Below are 16,746 nucleotides of genomic sequence, written 5' to 3' on the forward strand. Positions count from 1 at the left end.
GTTGGAGCGAGGAGAATAGGGATTGTAGGCGATTCATGTTGCGCGTCGATTCGTAATCGGACCGCGGTTAAAGTTCCCGGCGGTCAGGCGGCGCGTGCCGGTACGCGGAGACGCACCCGGCTCATGTATCCGGGGTGACGGACAGGGCGGTGACCAGCATGTCGATGAAGGCGCGCGTCTTGGCGGGCATCAGCCGTCGCCCGGGGAATACGGCCCATGCAGTGTGAGAGGGCAGGCACCAGTCCGGTAAAACGCGTCGCAACTCGCCGCGACGAAGATAGGGCGATGCAAACTGCTCGGGTGCGGCGGCAATGCCCGCCCCCGAGCAGGCCATTCGAATCAGCAGCTCGGGTGAATTTGCGGTGATCCGTCCTGTGGGGACAAACTGACGCTGTTCGTCGCCACGCAGCAGTGTCCGCTGCAAGGGGGCGCCCGAGCCGGTCAGCAGGCGCAGTGCCATGTGACGTGCCAGCTCATCGGGTGATGCAGGGTCGCCGTGCTCGGCAAGGTAGCCGGGCGATGCGTACAGTCCGTTGTTGAAGACAGTGAGGCGGCGCGCGGCGAGCAGACTGTTCTCCGGCAGTTCGCCCATCCGGATCGCCAGGTCGAAATTCTCCCCCAGCAGGTCCACACGCCGCGGCGACAGGTCCAGTTCGAGCGAGATGGCCGGGTGCAGGGCAACGAAGGCCCCAATCATGTCGGTCAGCAACAGGTTGGCGAAGTCGCTTGGCATCGACACGCGCAGGCGACCGCTTGGCACGGCCTGACGGTGTTCGGCCAGGTTCGCCACGGCTTCGACCTCGGCCGCCACCTGACGCGCGTGTTCGAGCAGCACCTGGCCGAACTCGGTCACCTGCAGGCGGCGTGTCGTGCGCTGCATCAACCGCTCGCCGAGCTGTTCCTCGAGCAGGCTGATGCGCCGCGACACGGTCGATTTGGGCTGTCCGAGGTGCTCGGCGGCACGGCTGAAGCTGCCCATTTCAACCACGCGGGCGAAGATCAGCAGATCGTTTGCGTCATATTGTTCCATTGGTGAGATAATGTTATCCGATATGACGGATTGTCATCATTATTGTGCAGGAATAAAGTGTGGCCATCGAAACCCCACTTACCGGAGCACATCATGAACATCCTTCAAATCAATGCCAGCGCCCGCAGCGAAGGTGCAAACTCCACGCGTGTTGCAAACGCCATCGTGGCGCGCCTGCAGACGGCTTCGCCGGACGCCGTGCTGAACGTCCGTGATCTGGCCACAACGCCGCACCCGGTGCTGGACGAAGCCGCGCTGGGCGCCATCTTTACCCCTGCAGACAAGCGCAGCCCCGAGCAGGCAGCACGTGCGGCACTCGATGACGCCCTGATCGCAGAACTGCAGGCGGCCGATGTGCTGGTGCTGGGCGTGCCGATGTACAACTTCGGCATTCCGGTTCAGCTCAAGACCTGGATCGATGCGGTTGCGCGCGCAGGCGTCACCTTCCGCTATACCGAGAACGGGCCCGAAGGTCTGCTCAAGGGCAAGAAGGTCTATGTCGCCCTTGCTCGCGGTGGCAAGTACCGTGGTACCGAACTGGACTCCCAGGTGCCGCACCTCAGAACCTTCCTCGGCTTTCTCGGCATGACCGATGTCAGCTTCATCTATGCTGAAGGTTTCTCAATGGGGCCGGACGCCGCGCGCCAGGCGCTTGCCGATGCCGATGCGGAAATCGACGCCGCATTGAGCTGAAAGTCACAGCGGGGGCGGATCGTCCCCGCTCGCACAGGAGCTTGAAATGACAACAAAAGATCTTCAGTCCGCGTTGCAGGCCGAGTGTGTGCTGCGGCCGCGAACTGTGGAACAACTGGTTGTCGGGCGCCCGACCTCGGACGGCGCGGGCGTGAAGCTGACCCGTGTGCTGACACAGGCGCTGCAGCGCCGGCTTGATCCCTTCCTGATGCTCGATGCCTTTGGCAGCGACAATCCGGACGACTACATCGCCGGCTTTCCCGATCATCCGCATCGTGGCTTTGAGACCATCACCTACATGATTGCCGGGCGCATGCTTCATCGCGACAGCGCGGGACACGAAGGCCTGCTGGAGAATGGCGGCGTGCAGTGGATGACGGCCGGTCGTGGCGTGATCCACTCCGAGGTTCCGCAGCAGGAAGAAGGCGTGATGGAAGGCTTCCAGCTCTGGCTCAATCTGCCCGCACGGGACAAGCTGTGCGCGCCGTGGTACCGCGATTTTTCCGCGGCCGAACTGCCGAGGTTCGAGACTGCCGAAGGCGTGGCCGTCACCGTGATCGCGGGTCGCAGTCATGGTGTGGAAGGCGCGGTTACGCGCGAGGCCAGTGCGCCGCTCTATCTCGACCTGCATCTGCCTGCCGGCGGGCGCTTCGTTCAGTCGCTGCCTGAAGCTCACAATGCCTTCGTCTATGTCTATCGCGGCGAGGTCACGATCGGAGAAAAACCGGTCGCTGCGCAGCGCATGGCGATCCTCGGCAGGGCCGAAGGCAGTGACGGCGTGGTGCTCGAGAGTGCCGCGCCGGCGCGGGTGCTGCTCATCGCTGGTCAGCCGCTGAACGAGCCGATTGCACAATACGGCCCCTTCGTGATGAATGCCGAGCAGGAGATCTATCAGGCGCTCAACGATTTTCGGGACGGCAGGCTGGCGGGCTGAGGGCCGTCAGGCCTTAGGGTGCGACCGCGAAAGTTCAATCCAGCGCGAGTGCCTTCAAGGCCCGGACCTGCGCCACGATGGGGGCGGGGACGGGCTGCTCGCCGCTCAGCATGGCGCGGATCGTCGTCACGTTGTCGGCAATCGACGGACTGTCGGGCAGTCCCGCAAGTGGAGGCGCACCGCCATCCTCGCCTGCGACGCCGGTCTGGCCCGTGCCGTCGGCGTAGGCCTTCATCTCGGGGCAGCGTCTCGGGTTGGCGTAAATCTCGCCTTCGGTGCCGCGCAGCAGCATGGCGTGGCCACCATCCGCACGCAGGAATTCGTCCATGCGCTCGAGGTATTCGGGATGGGTGACGGCCACCACCCGCACGCTGCGACCCCTGCATGGGTCGAGCAGCTTGGCCATGGTGTGGGCGCTGCTACGTACACCCATGCGCGGACGTAGCGAAAGCAGACGGTCCAGCCCCGGCAGCAGGGTGCTGACCTGCAGACAGGTGAGATGCCGGCTGGCCAGTTGCGCGCCGGCTTCGGCAGTATCGCTGGCGGGTGTGATGCCGAGCGCTGCGAGCAGTTCGAAGGGGCTGACCCTGGATTCAAAATCGTGCCGGCCCTGAATCAGCACCGGCACGCCATCGCGAGCCAGCAACATGGCCACCAGCGGCATCAGGTTGGGCTGGCGGCGGGCGCCGTTGTAGCTCGGCAGCACGACACAGCGCGGACCATCGGGCACGACGAGCTGTGCGCCCAGCGCGTCCATGGCCTGCTTGAAGCCGAGCAGTTCGTCGAGGGACTCGCTCTTGATCCGCAGGGCGATCAGGATGGCGCCGAGCTCGAGGTCGGCCACGCTGCCGTCGAGCATGCCACCGAAGAGGGTGGCGGCCGCGTCGCGTTCGAGAGAGCGGGCGCCCTTGGCGCCGCGCCCGATTTCCTTGATCATGGGAGCACAGTTCATGAGTCGGGATTATCCGCTGCCCGTGCCGTTCGCGGTAGGGTGTGTGGGCCGGCTGCGCTGCTTTTCTATGAATTTCTCACGGAGCGAGAGTCGAAATGGAAGTCGGATTTATCGGACTGGGCCTGATGGGCCGCCCCATGGCGCTGAACCTGATCAAGGCCGGCCACACGGTGCATGTCTGGAGCCGCCGCCGCGAGTCGATGGCGCCGCTGCTTGAAGCCGGTGCCGGAGACTGTGCCAGCGCCGCCGAGGTCGCAGAGCGTGCCGCGATCACCATCAGCATGGTGGCCGATGCGCCGGATGTGGAGCAGGTGACGCTCGGTGCCGGCGGCGTGGCCGAAGGTGCGGGACCGGGGCACATTCACGCCGACATGAGCACCATCGCCCCTGCGGCGGCGCAGTCGATTTCCGCCGGCCTCAAGGCGCGTGGCGTGAGCATGATCGACGCACCGGTGTCCGGTGGCGAGGTGGGTGCGATTGCCGGCTCGCTGACCATCATGGCCGGTGGCGATGAGGCCGCGTTCGACAGAATCAGGCCGGTGTTCGAGGCCATGGGCAAGTCGGTGACGCGCATCGGCGACGCGGGCGCAGGCCAGGTCGCGAAGGCCTGCAACCAGATTCTGACCGGCGTCGGGGTGGCGGCAGTGGCCGAGGCGCTCAACTTCGCCACCCGCAGCGGCGTGGATGCCGGCAAGGTGCGTGAGGCCCTGCTCGGCGGTTTTGCCTATTCGCGCATCCTCGAGAACCACGGCCAGCGCATGCTCGACCGCAACTTCCGTCCCGGCTTCAAGGCCTGGATGCACCAGAAGGACATGCGCATCGTCATGGAAGAGGCGCATCGTCTCGGGCTTGCACTGCCGTCCTCGGCTGCCACCGCGCAGATGTTCAATGCGATGGTCGGCAGCGGGCTGGGCGAGGACGACTCGATCGCGATGCTGAAGCTGCTCGAGCTCATGAGCGGCGGAGCCGGCGAATGAGGTTGGGCCTCATTGGCCTCGGCGCGATGGGTGCGTCGATGGCCCGTCATCTGCTGGGTGCCGGGCATGAGCTGGCGGTGTGGGCACGGCGCCCGGAGGCGGCCGCAGAGGTGGTCGCCGCAGGTGCGCTTGCCTGTGCCACGCCCGCCGAGCTGGCGGCGCGCAGCGAGGTCGTATTCAGCATCGTGACCGGCAGCGCGGATGTCGAGGCGCTGGTGCTGGGCGAACAGGGGCTTGCAGACGGTTTTGCAGCGGGTGCGGTCCATGTGGACATGAGCACGATTGCGCCGGGTTGCGCGCGCAGGCTTGCTGCGCACCATGCCGGCCGTGGCGTGGGCTGGCTCGATGCGCCCGTGTCGGGCGGCGCGCAGGGCGCGATCGATGCCACGCTCGCCATCATGGCCGGTGGTGAGGCGGAGACGCTGGCGCGGGTGCGCCCGCTGCTCGAGGTTCTCGGCAAGCGCATCGTGCATGTGGGGCCGGCGGGTGCAGGGCAGGTGGCCAAGGCCTGCAACCAGATGATCATGGTGGCGGCGATTCAGGCCGGTGCCGAAGCCATGCATCTGGCTCAGGCACATGGTGTGGATCTGGCTGCGGTGCGTCAGGCACTGATGGGCGGGTCGGCCGCGTCGCGGGTGCTTGAAGTGATGGGCGCGCGCATGGTGAGTCGCGACTTTTCCGCCGGTGTCGAGGCGCGTCTGCATCACAAGGACTTCGGCATCCTGATGCAGGAGGCCTGTGCCCTCGGTATTCCCTTGCCGATTGCCGCTCAGGTCTGGCAGCAGCTCAACGCCCTGATGGCATCCGGTCTGGGCCACGACGACACGTCGAGCCTGTTGCGCGTGCTCGAAACCATGAGCGGAACGGCTGCCGCCTGATCCCGCCCCGGTGGTCGCCGTCAGTGCTGCCGCGGAGGCGGTGCGAGTTCGGCGACCCCGGCGGCTTTCATGCCGCGCAGCAGCGCCGTGAGACCTTCGCCCGGCAAGGGGCGGCTGGACAGGAAGCCCTGGTAGATGCCGCAGCGCCACTTACGCAGCAGGCTCAGCTGCGCGTCGCTTTCCACGCCTTCGGCAACGACGTTCAGCCTCAGGCTGTGCGCCATCGCGATGATGGCCTGTGCAATCGCGGCGTCGTCCGGTTCGTCGACGATGTCCTTGATGAAGGAGCGGTCGATCTTCAGACGGTCGATGGGGAAGCGCCGCAGATAGGCGAGGCTGGAGTAGCCGGTGCCGAAGTCGTCGATCGCAATCGTCAGACCAAGCGCCTTGCAACGGCTCAGCGTGTCCGAACTGCGCTCGGGTTCGCGCATTACGAGACTCTCGGTCAGTTCCAGCTCCAGGCGGGTGGCCGGCAGTCCGGTCGCCTCCAGCACGCTGGCGATCTGCTCGGGCAGATCGGGCTGATCGAACTGGCGCGCCGACAGGTTGACCGCCATCGGGGCATCGAGCAGGCCGGCGACGCGCCAGGCATGCGCCTGCGCGCAGGCGGCGCGCAGCACCCAGTCGCCGATCGGAACGATCAGACCGGAGTCTTCCGCAATCGGAATGAAACGATCGGGCGGCACCAGGCCGTGTTGCGGGTGCTGCCAGCGCAACAGGGCCTCGACCCCGGTGATTTCGCCACTGAAGACATCGAGTTGCGGCTGGTAATGGAGGATGAACTGCTTGCGCTCGAGCGCGAGGCGCAGTTCGTTCTCGAGTATCAGTCGATCGGACAGCTCGCGGGCGTACTGGCTGTCGTAGAAGCGGTAGGCGTTGCGTCCGGCCGCCTTGGCCTGATACATGGCGGCGTCGGCGTGCTTGATCAGTGTTTCGGCGTCGTCGCCGTCTTCCGGATAAAGGGCGATGCCGATGCTGGGCGAGATCGTCAGGCGCTGGCTGCGGATGTCGAAGGGGTCGCGCAATGCGGCCAGGATGCGCTCTGCGACCTCGACGGCGCGGCTGCGGTCCGGCAATGAAGGCAGCAGGATCACGAATTCGTCACCCCCGGTGCGCGCCACCGTGTCCTCTGCCCGGACACAGGTCATGAAGCGTCTTGATACCGCCTGCAGCAGCAGGTCGCCCGCGTGGTGACCGAGCGAGTCATTGACGTACTTGAAGCGGTCCAGATCGAGAAACAGCAGCGCCAGCGGCTCGCCGCGGCGCCGGCATTGCTCCTGCGCCTCGGCCAGGCGCTGGCCGAGATAGTTGCGGTTGGGCAGTTCGGTCAGGGAATCGTAATGCGCGAGGAAGCGGATGCGGGACTCGGCCGCCTTCTGCCGGCCAATGTCGGAGGCGATGCCCAGATAGCCACGGATTGCACCATCCGGGCCGTGGAGCGGCGACACCGAGAGGCTGGCCGGGAACTCGTGCCCGTCCTTGCGGCGCAGGGTCATTTCGCGGGGTTCGGCGGCATGGCCGGCGCGGGCCTCGCCAATCATCGCGAAGAGTCCGCGGCCATCGCGGGTTTCGAGGCGGGCGAGCTCCTCTTCCGGGCAGAACAGCAGCGGCGTGGCCCGGCCGACGAGCTCGTCGGCGCGCCAGCCAAAGATGCGTTCGGCTGCCGGATTGAAGAGTTCGATCAGGCCATTGGTGTCGGTTGATACGATCGCGTATTCCGAACCGTCGAGGATGGCGCGCTGAAGCGTGGTCGTGTTGCGCAGGCTGCGCTCGGCTTCGGTGCTGCGTGCGATCTCAGCCTGCAAGGCACTGTTGCTGCGTTCGAGCTGGTGGTTCATGTGTTCGAGCGCGCTGGTCTGGCGCAGCACCTGACGCCTGACACTACGCCCGTGCGACTGCAGCAGCGCCACCAGCAGCGCAACGAGCAGCCCGATCAGCGGCCCGCCCCAGCGCAGGGTTTCGACCGACTGGCTGGGATTCAGCAGGTAATGACCGGGCAGGGGAGAGACCTCGACCAGCCAGCGTTGCTTTCCGATGATGAGCTGTTCGACATACATCATCGTGCTCGGGCGCAGGTCGGGGTCCTGGTAGATCAGCCTGGGGTGGTCGCCACCAAGGTCGATGATCTCGAGGCTGACGTCGCGCGCATCGCGCCGGTTGTCCAGTACCCGGGCCACCAGCTTGCGCGGGTCTGCAGCACGCTCGATGCGTGTGGTGCCGAGCTCGCTGCGCAGGCGCTCGACCTGTTGCGCGGCAGTGCGCTGGAAGGCGGAGATGTTCTGCCGCTCCTCGCCTTCGCGGGCCTGCTGCTCGAGCTTGCCCAGGCCGCCCCAGATGGTGGCAAAGACGATCAGCGGCAGCGAGAGGCGGAGCAGCGTGCCTGCGAGTGGCAGCAGTGGCGGTCGGTTCATGCCGAAGGGCGTGCTGTCATGAGTGGAGCTTGCGTGTTGCCGGAGGTGCTCACGATGCGCTGGCATCGCGGGGACGGCCGTACCAGCGGAAGCGCTCGATGACCTCTGCCATTTCGGCGGCCGAGAGCAGGACCGGGTCACCGAGTTGCAGGGTGCGCCAGTACTGTTCGCACAGGGTTTCGAACTCGATGGCCTGAGCGAGTGCATGCGCGAGATCGCGCCCGAAGACCACCATGCCGTGGTTCGCAAGCAGACAGGCGCTGCGGTCGACGAGTGCAGCGACGGCAGCATCCGACAGGGCCTGAGTGCCGAACGTGGCATAAGGGGCACAACGCACGTCGGTGCCGCCGAAGCGGGCAATCATGTAGTGGAAGGCCGGGATGTGCCTGCGCTGGCACGCGAGCGCGGTGGCAAACGGGGAGTGGGCATGAAGGATCGCGCCTGCGCCGGGACAAGCCGCGTAGATGTCGCGATGCAGCTGCCACTCGGAGGACGGCGTCAGTGTGCCCGTGGCGCTGCCGTCGCTGTCGAGCTCGACCATGTCGGCCGGGGTGCAGGCACTTGCGGCAATGCCGCTGGGCGTGATCAGCAGACCCGTACCCCAGCGCACGCTGGCATTGCCCGAGGTGCCGACGTTGAGGCCGCTGCGCCCCATCTCCAGCGCGGTGGCGAACAGCTCCTCGCGCAGGCCTTCTTCAGTGATGCTCATCCCTGGCGCTCCGCATAGGTCGCGCTCAGCGCCGCGGGCGCGATCACCCCGCGTTCGGTGATGATGCCGGTGATCAGGCTGGCCGGTGTGACGTCGAAAGCGGGGTTGGCCGCGCGCGTGCAGGCGGGCGCGATGCGCAGCGAGATGGCTTCGTCGCGTGCGTCGACACCGATGGACGAGCAGACCTCGTCGGCACCGCGATCCTCGATCGGAATCGCGGCCCCGTCGGGGCTGGCGAAATCGAGCGTCGAATAGGGCGCGGCAATGTAAAAGGGAATGCCAGCGGCCCGCGCCGCGAGCGCCTTGAGCAGGGTGCCGATCTTGTTCGCACTGTCGCCGTTGGCGGCAATGCGGTCGGCCCCGGTGATCACCACGTCCGCCTCGCCATGCATCAGCAGGTGGCCTGCGGCGTTGTCGGCGATCAGCATGTGCGGCACGCCGGCTTCGCGCAGCTCCCAGGCGGTGAGCAGGCCCTGGTTGCGCGGGCGGGTTTCGCTGGCGATGACTTCGATGTCGATTCCGGTGGCCTGGGCCGCGTAGACCGGGGCGAGCGCGGTGCCCGCACCGAGCGTGGCCAGCCAGCCGGCATTGCAATGGGTCATCACACGCAAGGGGCGCCCGTTGCGCGCGGGAAGGCCGCGCAGCAGGGCGAGGCCGTGACGGCCGATGGCGTCGCATGTCGCTGCGTCGTCGGCACAGATTGCCTCGGCGGCGTCCCAGGCTGCTGCCGTGCGTTGCGGCGCCGGCAGCGAACGCAGAATGCCGGCCATGTGGTTCAGCGCCCAGTGCAGATTGACCGCGGTCGGGCGCGTGGCGGCGAGCAGTGCCAGGGCGTGTTCGAGCTGTTCGTCTTCGGCGCCCGCGCGGGTGAGGGCGAGCGCAACACCCATTGCAGCCGTGGCGCCAATCAGCGGCGCGCCGCGAACCTGCATGGTCCGGATGGCGTGCGCGACCTCGTCGAGGGTGTTCAGGCGACATTGCTCACGCCGCCATGGCAGCGCAGTCTGGTCGAGTATCAGCAGGCTGTCGCCATCACGGCACAGCGTCGGAACGGGTTGTACGAACATGGTGTGGATCCGGACCGGGCTCGGGTGCGGGCGACAAAGTGCGTCGCCGCAGGCCTGCTACGGTCCTGTCTCCTGCTCTCTGGGGCAAGTTAAGCCTTGGAATGTGCCAGTCCTCGGTCCTGTCCGCAAGTCCGAATGCCCGGTGGCGCGGCGCTTGCGATCGGGCGCGACTCTGCGAAAATGCAGATCCCAGCCATTGCCGATCCGCCAGGATTCCCATGCCGCATTTTCCCGCACCGATCGAATCGCGCCTGCCGAACGTCGGCACCACCATCTTCACCGTCATGTCCCGGCTCGCTCAGGAGTGCGGTGCGATCAACCTGTCGCAGGGCTTTCCCGACTTCAATGCGGAGGATGTGCTGTTCGAGCGTGTCGCCCACTGGATGAGGGCGGGCTTCAATCAGTATGCCCCGCTGGCGGGCTGTCTGCCCCTGCGCGAAGCCATCGTGCGCAAGGTCGAGGGCCTGTACGGAACGCGCTACGATGTTGAGCATGAGGTCACGGTGACCGCCGGTGCCACCCAGGCCTTGTTCACTGCGGTCAGTGCGCTGGTTCATGCCGGTGATGAAGTGATCGTGTTCGAGCCGGTGTACGACTCCTACGGACCGGCGGTCGAGCTGGCCGGCGGCACGGTCATCCGCATGCAGTTACGGGCGCCGGACTACCGTCCGGACTGGGCTGCGGTCGCGGCGGCAATCGGGCCGCGGACGCGGATGATCATGATCAACTCTCCTCACAACCCGACCGCGACCGTGTGGTCCGCGGACGACCTCGCCCAGCTTGCAGCGCTCACCCGCAACACCGGCATCGTGGTGGTGTCGGACGAGGTGTACGAGCACATCGTGTTCGATGGCGCCGTGCATCAGAGCTGTGCCGCGCATCCGGAGCTGGCGGCGCGCAGCATCGTCGTGTCGAGCTTCGGCAAGACCTATCACATCACCGGCTGGAAGGTGGGGTACGTGGTGGCGCCGCGCGAACTGATGGCGGAGTTCCGCAAGGTTCACCAGTTCAACGTGTTTACCGTCAACACCCCGGTGCAGCTTGCGCTTGCGGACTACATGGCAGATGCCGGCCGTCATCTGCAGCTGTCGGCCTTCTATCAGGCCAAGCGCGATTACTTCCGCGCCGGGCTCTCCGGCGCCCGCTTCGAACTCCTGCCATCGGGCGGCACCTATTTTCAGCTGGCCCGCTACGGTGCGATCTCGGATCAGCCGGATGGCGTGTTCTGCGACTGGCTGACGCGTGAGGCGGGGGTGGCCGCGATTCCGGTATCGGCGTTCTTCGCCGATGGTCGCGACGAAGGCGTGATCCGCTTCTGCTTTGCCAAGAACGAGAGCACGCTCGCAGCGGCCTGCGAACGCCTGCAGAAGCTGCGCTGAAGCCGGGTTCGTCATACTGCTTTGCCTGCCTTCCGGCGCGACTCGGCCGGTGGTGGCATGTCCCCGCGGGCGGCGGCGTTGCCGCCGTCCTGCGTGGTAAACTGCCGGTCTCATTCTCTCTTGCGGCCCGCTCTCCATCGTGCGCAATCTGCTGATCTTTCTGCTGATACTGGGTGGTATCTGGTGGGTGCGTCGTGCCCTCAAGCGACCGCGGCGTGGCCCGGGGCGCGATCCGCGCCTGAACGAGCCCGAACGGGTGCTGGCCTGTGCGCATTGCGGTGTGCATGTCCCGGAGAGCGAAGGCGTTCGCGACGAAAGCGGTTTCTACTGCTGCGAAGGGCACCGTCGTCTGGGTAATGGCGGCCGGGGAGAATAGGCTTGGGTGACTCCGTGCTGTCCGGCGTCGACCCCGCGCGACTGCAGTCGCTGCGCTTTTTCAACCTGTTCCGGCTCATCATCGCCGGCATCTTTCTGGTGGCAGGGCGCGAGCTCAATCTGGGCAGCGAACACCCGACCATCTTTCTCGTTACCGCGATCTGCTATCTCGGGGCCGTTCTGACCCTCGGGTTTCCCGATGCTGCGCGACGCATGGGTTTCGACCGTCTGGTGACGCTGCAGGTCGTCATCGACGTGTTCATGCTGACGGCGTTCATGTGGTCCAGTGGCGGATTCCGCAGCGGCATGCCAGTGCTGATGATGATTGTGCTCGCAGGTGCGGGGCTGGTGGCCGAAGGGCGCATGGTGCTCTTTCTTGCGGCGCTGACGACGCTGGCTGTGCTCACCGAGAATGGCTGGCGTTTCATCGCCGACGGCACGCCGGGTGACTTTCTGCAGGTCGGTATCACCTGCATCGCATTCTTCGGTATTGCACTGGTGGCGCGCCTGCTTGCGCTGCGGGCCAAGAACAACGCTTCGCTTGCGGAAAGGCGTGGCAAGGAGCTGGTCAAGCAGCAGGCGGTCAATGAACGCATCATCCGCGACATGCGCGATGGCGTGATCGTGCTCGGACCCGACGGTTTCGTCCGCCAGGCCAATCCTCAGGCGGCTGCCCTGCTGGGCTTGCAGAGCATGGATGGACTGGCCCTGGCCGACATCGACTCCGCGTTCGGCGACTGCCGCGCGCAGTGTGGCGGTGCGGACGGGCGTCTGATGCGGCTCGGGCCCGCACGCAGGCTGCTGCGCTGTCGCGTGATGGAAGCGGATTCCGAAGCGGCAAGCGGGGGCGATGTCCTGATCTACCTGACTGACTTCGAGGATATCCAGCGCCAGATGCAGCAACTCAAGCTTGCGGCGCTGGGGCGGCTGACGGCCAGCATGGCGCATGAGATCCGCAATCCGCTGTCGGCCGTCACCCAGGCGGCAGAGCTGCTTCAGGAGGAGAAGCGGGCCGACATGCAGGGCCGGCTGGCGCGCATCATCAACGACAACGCGCAGCGCATCGAGCGCATGATCCGCGACGTGCTCGCCCTCGGGCGTCGTCAGCAGGCGCAGCCCGAGGCCCTGCCACTTGCCCGGTTCGTGACCGAGGTGGTCGATGCGCAGGGGCTGCGCGACGGGGCCGAACGCGCGATTTTCAGCGTCGAGATCGACCCTGAGCTCACGCTCGCAATCGATCGCGCGCACCTGCACCAGATTCTCGACAACCTGCTGGGCAACGCTCGCCGCTACTGCTCTGCCCAGCCGGGCTCGGTGCGCATCCGCGCAGACGTGGGCGCGGACGGCTGCGTACGCTTGCATGTACAGGATGATGGACCCGGGCTGGACAAGAACACCCGCGCCCACCTGTTCGAGCCCTTCTTCACCACGCACGCCAAAGGTACCGGCCTCGGGCTGTATATTGCCCGCGAGCTTGCCGACGCCAACGACGCCACGCTGGAGCCCGTGTCGGACTCCACGGGCGCGCATTTCGTGCTGACCGGACGGAGTTGTCCATGAGCGTTTCAGATCGCCGTAACCGCAGTGCCAGCGTGGATGTGCTGGTGATCGATGACGAGGAAGACATCCGCGAACTGCTCGAACTCTCGCTGATGCGCATGGGGCTGGGCTGCGATGCAGCGGGCACGGTGGCCGAAGCCAGAACCCTGCTCGAAGGTCGCCGCTACCGGCTCTGCCTGACCGACATGCGACTGCCCGATGGCGACGGGCTGGAGCTGGTCGAGCACATCCAGCGCCAGTACCCGGGCCTGCCGGTAGCCGTGATCACCGCCTTCGGCAGTATCGAGACCGCGATCCGTGCGCTCAAGGTCGGCGCCTTCGATTTCGTGACCAAGCCGGTCGAGCTCAAGGCCTTGCGCGAACTGGTCACGCACGCACTGAAGCTGCAGGCGCCGTCGGACGCGGCGCAGGGCGAAGGCGGACGCAAGCTGATCGGGACTTCGGCTGCGCTGGCGCAGTTGCGGGGGCAGGTCGAGAAGCTGGCACGCAATCAGGCACCGGTCTTCATTCATGGGGAGTCGGGTACGGGCAAGGAAGTGATCGCGCGCCTGATCCACAGCCTCGGTGCGCGGGCGGCCGCCCCCTTCGTGCCGGTAAACTGCGGTGCGATCTCGCCGGAGCTGATGGAGAGCGAATTCTTCGGTCATCGCAAGGGCAGCTTCACCGGTGCGGCGACCGACAAGGAGGGGTTGTTCCAGGCGGCCAGCGGCGGCACCCTGTTCCTTGACGAGGTCGGCGAGCTGCCCCTGTCGATGCAGGTCAAACTCTTGCGCGCCATTCAGGAGCGCGCAGTGCGCCCCGTCGGTGCGCACGCCGAAGAATCGGTCGATGTCCGCATCCTCTCGGCCTCCCACCGCGACCTCGCGCAGCTGGTGAACGAGAACCGCTTCCGTCAGGATCTCTACTTCCGCATCAACGTGATCACGCTGCGCGTGCCGCCATTGCGCGAGCGCCCGGAAGACATCCCGGATCTCGCCGCGCATGTGCTCGGACGACTGGCCGAGCGTGAGGGCGGAGCGGTCAGGCAGCTGTCGCCCGATGCGCTCGCAGCCCTCTCCCGACACAGCTTTCCGGGTAATGTGCGCGAGCTGGAAAACCTGCTTGAGCGTGCCTGTGCGCTGTGCGAATCCGACCAGATTACGGCTGCCGATCTCGATCTGCAGCAGTGCGAGGGGCTGACGCAGACGGGGCTCGACCTGGATACGGGCGAGGACGACGATGTGGCCGACTCCGACGACGAGCGCATCAAGGTCTTGCGTGCGCTCGACGAAAACCGCTGGAACCGCTCTGCGGCGGCGCGCCAGCTCGGCATGACCTTGCGTCAGCTGCGCTATCGCCTGCAGAAATGGGGCATGGACTGAGTCCTGCGCTGGCCTGATGGCCGGCGCCACGGTGGCTCAGGCGGTCATCTCCGCGAGCAGCTCGACCGTGCGCGCGGTTGCGCCGCGGTTGATGGCGGCAAAGTCGAGCCCCGCCCGTGACATTGCATTGCGCCGGTCGGCGTCGGCGATCAGGTCGAGCGCGCTGTGCACGCCCTGCTCAAGCGTTTCCAGGCGTGCTGCGCCACCATGTTCGATCGCCTGTTGCGCAACCTGCTCGAAGTTGAATGTGTGCGGGCCGACCAGCACTGGGGTGCCCACCGCGCAGGCTTCAATCAGATTCTGTCCGCCGAGCGGCAGCCAGCTGCCGCCGATCAGCGCCACATCTGCAGCTGCGTAGTAGGCAAACATCTCGCCCATCGAGTCACCCAGCCAGATCCGGGTGTCGCTGTCCACCGGGGCATTGTCGCTGCGCCGCTGCAGCTTCAGTCCGCGTGACTGCACGAGCGCGCCGACCTCATCGAAGCGCTGCGGGTGGCGGGGCACGATCACCAGCAGGACCTCGGGCGGCGCGAGACGGGCAAAGGCATCCAGCAACAGGGCCTCCTCACCGTCGCGCGTGCTCGCGGCAAGCAGGATCGGCCGTGTGCCGCAACGGGTGCGAAAGATGTGCGCCAGCGCGGGGACCTCGTCGGGCGGGGTCATGTCGAACTTGATGTTGCCGGTAATGCTGACACGGCGCGCGCCGAGCGCTGACAGACGTGCCGCATCGGCGGCGGTCTGGGCACCGATGGCACTGAGGGCGCCGAGGGTGAGACCGGTCAGTGACGGGAAGCGGGCGTAGCGACTTGCAGAGCGCGGGGACAGGCGGGCGTTGGCGAGCAGCACCGGAATACTGCGCCGATGGCACACGGCAAGCAGGTTGGGCCACAACTCGGTTTCCATGATCACGCCGAAGGCCGGGTGAAAGTGGCGCAGAAAACGTTCGACGAAAAAGCCGAGGTCGTAGGGCAGATAGACGCGCAGGACCCGGGCCTCGTCGGCAAACAGGGACTTCGAGGTTGCGCGCCCGGTCGGGGTCATGTGCGTGAGCACGATGGTGTGCTCGGGCCAGCGTGCCAGCAGGGCGCGGAGCAAGGGCTCGGCGGCCCGTGTTTCGCCGACCGACACCGCGTGAACCCAGATCGTCGGGCCTGGTGCGCGAACGCCGTAGCTGCCGAAGCGTTCCCTCACGTGGCGGAGGTAGGCGGGCTGCTTGCGCGCGCGCCACAGCAGGCGGAGCAGGACGAGGGGAAGGGCGAGCAACCACAGCAGGGAGTAGGGCAGGCGTTGCAGCATCGGGGCCGGGAATGATGGGACGGCGAAAGTATAAGGGCGTGACATGATCGAAGGGCAATCGTCATGACGCTCATGAGATAATCGCCGCATTCCTGTCATCCATTGCATAGACATCATGAAAATTCTCGTCACCGGCGCTGCCGGCTTCATCGGCATGCACACCTCCGAACGCCTGCTCGCCCGTGGCGATGAAGTGGTCGGGCTGGACAACCTCAACGACTACTACGATCCGAGGCTGAAGGAGAGCCGGCTGGCGCGACTGACGCCGCACCCCGCGTTTCGCTTCGTGAAGATGGACGTCGCCGACCGTGCGGGCATGGAGCGTCTGTTCGCCGAGGAGAAGTTCGATCGCGTCATTCACCTCGCGGCCCAGGCCGGGGTGCGCTATTCGCTGCAGAATCCGCATGCCTACATCGACAGCAACATCGTCGGCTTCATGAACATTCTTGAAGGCTGTCGCTACAGCAAGGTGAAACACCTCGTGTATGCGTCGAGCTCCAGCGTGTATGGGGGCAACACCCGCATGCCCTTCTCCGAGCACGACAGCGTCGATCACCCGGTCAGCATGTACGCAGCGACCAAGAAGGCCAACGAACTGATGGCGCACACCTACAGCCATCTCTACGGTCTGCCCACCACCGGCCTGCGCTTCTTCACGGTTTATGGGCCGTGGGGCCGGCCTGACATGGCGCTGTTCCTGTTCACCAAGGCGATTCTGGAAGGGCGTCCGATCGATGTCTTCAACCACGGCAGGATGAAGCGCGACTTCACCTTCGTGGACGATATCGTCGAGGGCGTGCTGCGTACGCTCGATCATGTGGCCGAGGCCGATGCCGGCTTCAATGCCGACCAGCCCGATCCCAGTCGCAGCAACGTGCCTTTCCGCGTATTCAATATCGGCAACAACAATCCGGTCGAGCTGATGGCCTTCGTCGAGGCCATCGAGAACGCCCTCGGGCGCAAGGCCGAGAAGAACTTCATGCCCTTGCAGGACGGTGACGTGCCCGCGACCTACGCTGACACCTCCGAGCTGAATGCATGGACGGGCTTCGTGCCGGCTACCAGTGTGAGCGACGGTGTCGGCCGCTTCATCGAGTGGTATCGCGGCTACTACGGAGCCTGAG

General features: G+C 66.1%; 14 protein-coding genes and 1 pseudogene. 9 read left to right on the plus strand and 6 right to left on the minus strand.

Annotated elements, in window-relative coordinates:
- Positions 1-121 precede the first annotated feature (121 nt).
- Positions 122-1,030 (minus strand): LysR family transcriptional regulator, encoded by a 909-nt coding sequence (locus AC22G6_RS04000; protein ID WP_487365698.1) that lies wholly within the window; start codon positions 1,028-1,030, stop codon positions 122-124.
- Between the two features lie 93 nt (positions 1,031-1,123).
- Between AC22G6_RS04000 and AC22G6_RS04005 the strand changes: the two genes are divergently transcribed.
- Positions 1,124-1,723, plus strand: a complete 600-nt coding sequence (locus AC22G6_RS04005) for an FMN-dependent NADH-azoreductase (RefSeq protein WP_487365699.1) — start codon at positions 1,124-1,126, stop codon at positions 1,721-1,723.
- A gap of 46 nt (positions 1,724-1,769) precedes the next feature.
- Positions 1,770-2,657: a pirin family protein gene (locus AC22G6_RS04010; protein WP_487365700.1), complete on the plus strand. Its 888-nt coding sequence runs from the start codon at positions 1,770-1,772 to the stop codon at positions 2,655-2,657.
- 34 nt (positions 2,658-2,691) lie between these two features.
- Here the strand turns inward: AC22G6_RS04010 and ybiB are convergent, their stop codons facing one another.
- A complete protein-coding gene (gene ybiB / locus AC22G6_RS04015; RefSeq protein ID WP_487365701.1) occupies positions 2,692-3,609 on the minus strand; it encodes a DNA-binding protein YbiB in 918 nt (305 codons plus the stop codon).
- A gap of 95 nt (positions 3,610-3,704) precedes the next feature.
- Between ybiB and AC22G6_RS04020 the strand changes: the two genes are divergently transcribed.
- Both AC22G6_RS04020 and AC22G6_RS04025 read left to right on the plus strand, forming a co-directional pair.
- On the plus strand, positions 3,705-4,586 hold the full coding sequence (locus AC22G6_RS04020; RefSeq protein WP_487365702.1) for an NAD(P)-dependent oxidoreductase: 882 nt from the start codon (positions 3,705-3,707) through the stop codon (positions 4,584-4,586).
- A pseudogene (locus tag AC22G6_RS04025) lies at positions 4,529-5,464 on the plus strand (NAD(P)-dependent oxidoreductase); the annotation flags it as partial. The gene AC22G6_RS04020 and the pseudogene AC22G6_RS04025, both read left to right, overlap by 58 nt.
- 20 nt (positions 5,465-5,484) lie before the next feature.
- On the opposite strand, the gene AC22G6_RS04030 reads toward AC22G6_RS04025, so the two are convergent.
- Genes AC22G6_RS04030 through mtnA form a run of 3 tightly spaced genes read right to left on the minus strand, consistent with a single transcriptional unit; the run spans position 5,485 to position 9,651 of the window.
- Complete coding sequence (locus AC22G6_RS04030) at positions 5,485-7,875, minus strand: putative bifunctional diguanylate cyclase/phosphodiesterase (RefSeq protein WP_487365703.1); 2,391 nt, start codon at positions 7,873-7,875, stop codon at positions 5,485-5,487.
- A gap of 49 nt (positions 7,876-7,924) precedes the next feature.
- Positions 7,925-8,584, minus strand: coding sequence for a class II aldolase/adducin family protein (locus tag AC22G6_RS04035; protein WP_487365704.1), 660 nt, complete (start codon positions 8,582-8,584; stop codon positions 7,925-7,927).
- Positions 8,581-9,651: an S-methyl-5-thioribose-1-phosphate isomerase gene (mtnA, locus tag AC22G6_RS04040; RefSeq protein ID WP_487365705.1), complete on the minus strand. Its 1,071-nt coding sequence runs from the start codon at positions 9,649-9,651 to the stop codon at positions 8,581-8,583. Before mtnA ends, AC22G6_RS04035 begins: the two co-directional genes overlap by 4 nt.
- A gap of 218 nt (positions 9,652-9,869) precedes the next feature.
- Here mtnA and AC22G6_RS04045 point away from each other — a divergent pair, with 218 nt between their 5' ends.
- The 4 genes from AC22G6_RS04045 (at position 9,870) to AC22G6_RS04060 (ending at position 14,326) form a co-directional block, all read left to right on the plus strand.
- On the plus strand, positions 9,870-11,030 hold the full coding sequence (locus AC22G6_RS04045) for a pyridoxal phosphate-dependent aminotransferase (RefSeq protein ID WP_487365706.1): 1,161 nt from the start codon (positions 9,870-9,872) through the stop codon (positions 11,028-11,030).
- 139 nt (positions 11,031-11,169) lie between these two features.
- Positions 11,170-11,406 carry a PP0621 family protein gene (locus AC22G6_RS04050; protein ID WP_487365707.1) on the plus strand — a complete coding sequence of 79 codons (237 nt, stop codon included), beginning with the start codon at positions 11,170-11,172 and terminating at the stop codon, positions 11,404-11,406.
- 2 nt (positions 11,407-11,408) lie between these two features.
- Positions 11,409-12,965, plus strand: a complete 1,557-nt coding sequence (locus AC22G6_RS04055) for a sensor histidine kinase (protein ID WP_487365708.1) — start codon at positions 11,409-11,411, stop codon at positions 12,963-12,965.
- Positions 12,962-14,326 (plus strand): sigma-54-dependent transcriptional regulator, encoded by a 1,365-nt coding sequence (locus tag AC22G6_RS04060; protein ID WP_487365709.1) that lies wholly within the window; start codon positions 12,962-12,964, stop codon positions 14,324-14,326. The genes AC22G6_RS04055 and AC22G6_RS04060 overlap by 4 nt, the downstream gene beginning before the upstream one ends.
- 36 nt (positions 14,327-14,362) lie before the next feature.
- On the opposite strand, the gene waaA is transcribed toward AC22G6_RS04060, so the two are convergent.
- The gene (gene waaA, locus AC22G6_RS04065) at positions 14,363-15,622 is read right to left on the minus strand and encodes a lipid IV(A) 3-deoxy-D-manno-octulosonic acid transferase (protein ID WP_487365710.1); all 1,260 of its coding nucleotides are present in this window, start codon (positions 15,620-15,622) and stop codon (positions 14,363-14,365) included.
- Between the two features lie 115 nt (positions 15,623-15,737).
- Between waaA and AC22G6_RS04070 the strand changes: the two genes are divergently transcribed.
- The gene (locus tag AC22G6_RS04070; protein WP_487365711.1) at positions 15,738-16,745 is read left to right on the plus strand and encodes an NAD-dependent epimerase; all 1,008 of its coding nucleotides are present in this window, start codon (positions 15,738-15,740) and stop codon (positions 16,743-16,745) included.
- The last annotated feature ends 1 nt before the right edge of the window (position 16,746 follow it).

This window comes from Parazoarcus sp. PS-13 R2A, assembly GCF_057621855.1.

Excerpts from the sequence above, each read along its gene's own strand:
- AC22G6_RS04000 (WP_487365698.1), bottom strand. The coding sequence starts at position 1,030 with ATGGAACAATATGACGCAAACGATCTGCTGATCTTCGCCCGCGTGGTT.
- AC22G6_RS04005 (WP_487365699.1), top strand. The coding sequence starts at position 1,124 with ATGAACATCCTTCAAATCAATGCCAGCGCCCGCAGCGAAGGTGCAAAC.
- AC22G6_RS04010 (WP_487365700.1), top strand. The coding sequence starts at position 1,770 with ATGACAACAAAAGATCTTCAGTCCGCGTTGCAGGCCGAGTGTGTGCTG.
- ybiB (WP_487365701.1), bottom strand. The coding sequence starts at position 3,609 with ATGAACTGTGCTCCCATGATCAAGGAAATCGGGCGCGGCGCCAAGGGC.
- AC22G6_RS04020 (WP_487365702.1), top strand. The coding sequence starts at position 3,705 with ATGGAAGTCGGATTTATCGGACTGGGCCTGATGGGCCGCCCCATGGCG.
- AC22G6_RS04030 (WP_487365703.1), bottom strand. The coding sequence starts at position 7,875 with ATGAACCGACCGCCACTGCTGCCACTCGCAGGCACGCTGCTCCGCCTC.
- AC22G6_RS04035 (WP_487365704.1), bottom strand. The coding sequence starts at position 8,584 with ATGAGCATCACTGAAGAAGGCCTGCGCGAGGAGCTGTTCGCCACCGCG.
- mtnA (WP_487365705.1), bottom strand. The coding sequence starts at position 9,651 with ATGTTCGTACAACCCGTTCCGACGCTGTGCCGTGATGGCGACAGCCTG.
- AC22G6_RS04045 (WP_487365706.1), top strand. The coding sequence starts at position 9,870 with ATGCCGCATTTTCCCGCACCGATCGAATCGCGCCTGCCGAACGTCGGC.
- AC22G6_RS04060 (WP_487365709.1), top strand. The coding sequence starts at position 12,962 with ATGAGCGTTTCAGATCGCCGTAACCGCAGTGCCAGCGTGGATGTGCTG.
- waaA (WP_487365710.1), bottom strand. The coding sequence starts at position 15,622 with ATGCTGCAACGCCTGCCCTACTCCCTGCTGTGGTTGCTCGCCCTTCCC.
- AC22G6_RS04070 (WP_487365711.1), top strand. The coding sequence starts at position 15,738 with ATGAAAATTCTCGTCACCGGCGCTGCCGGCTTCATCGGCATGCACACC.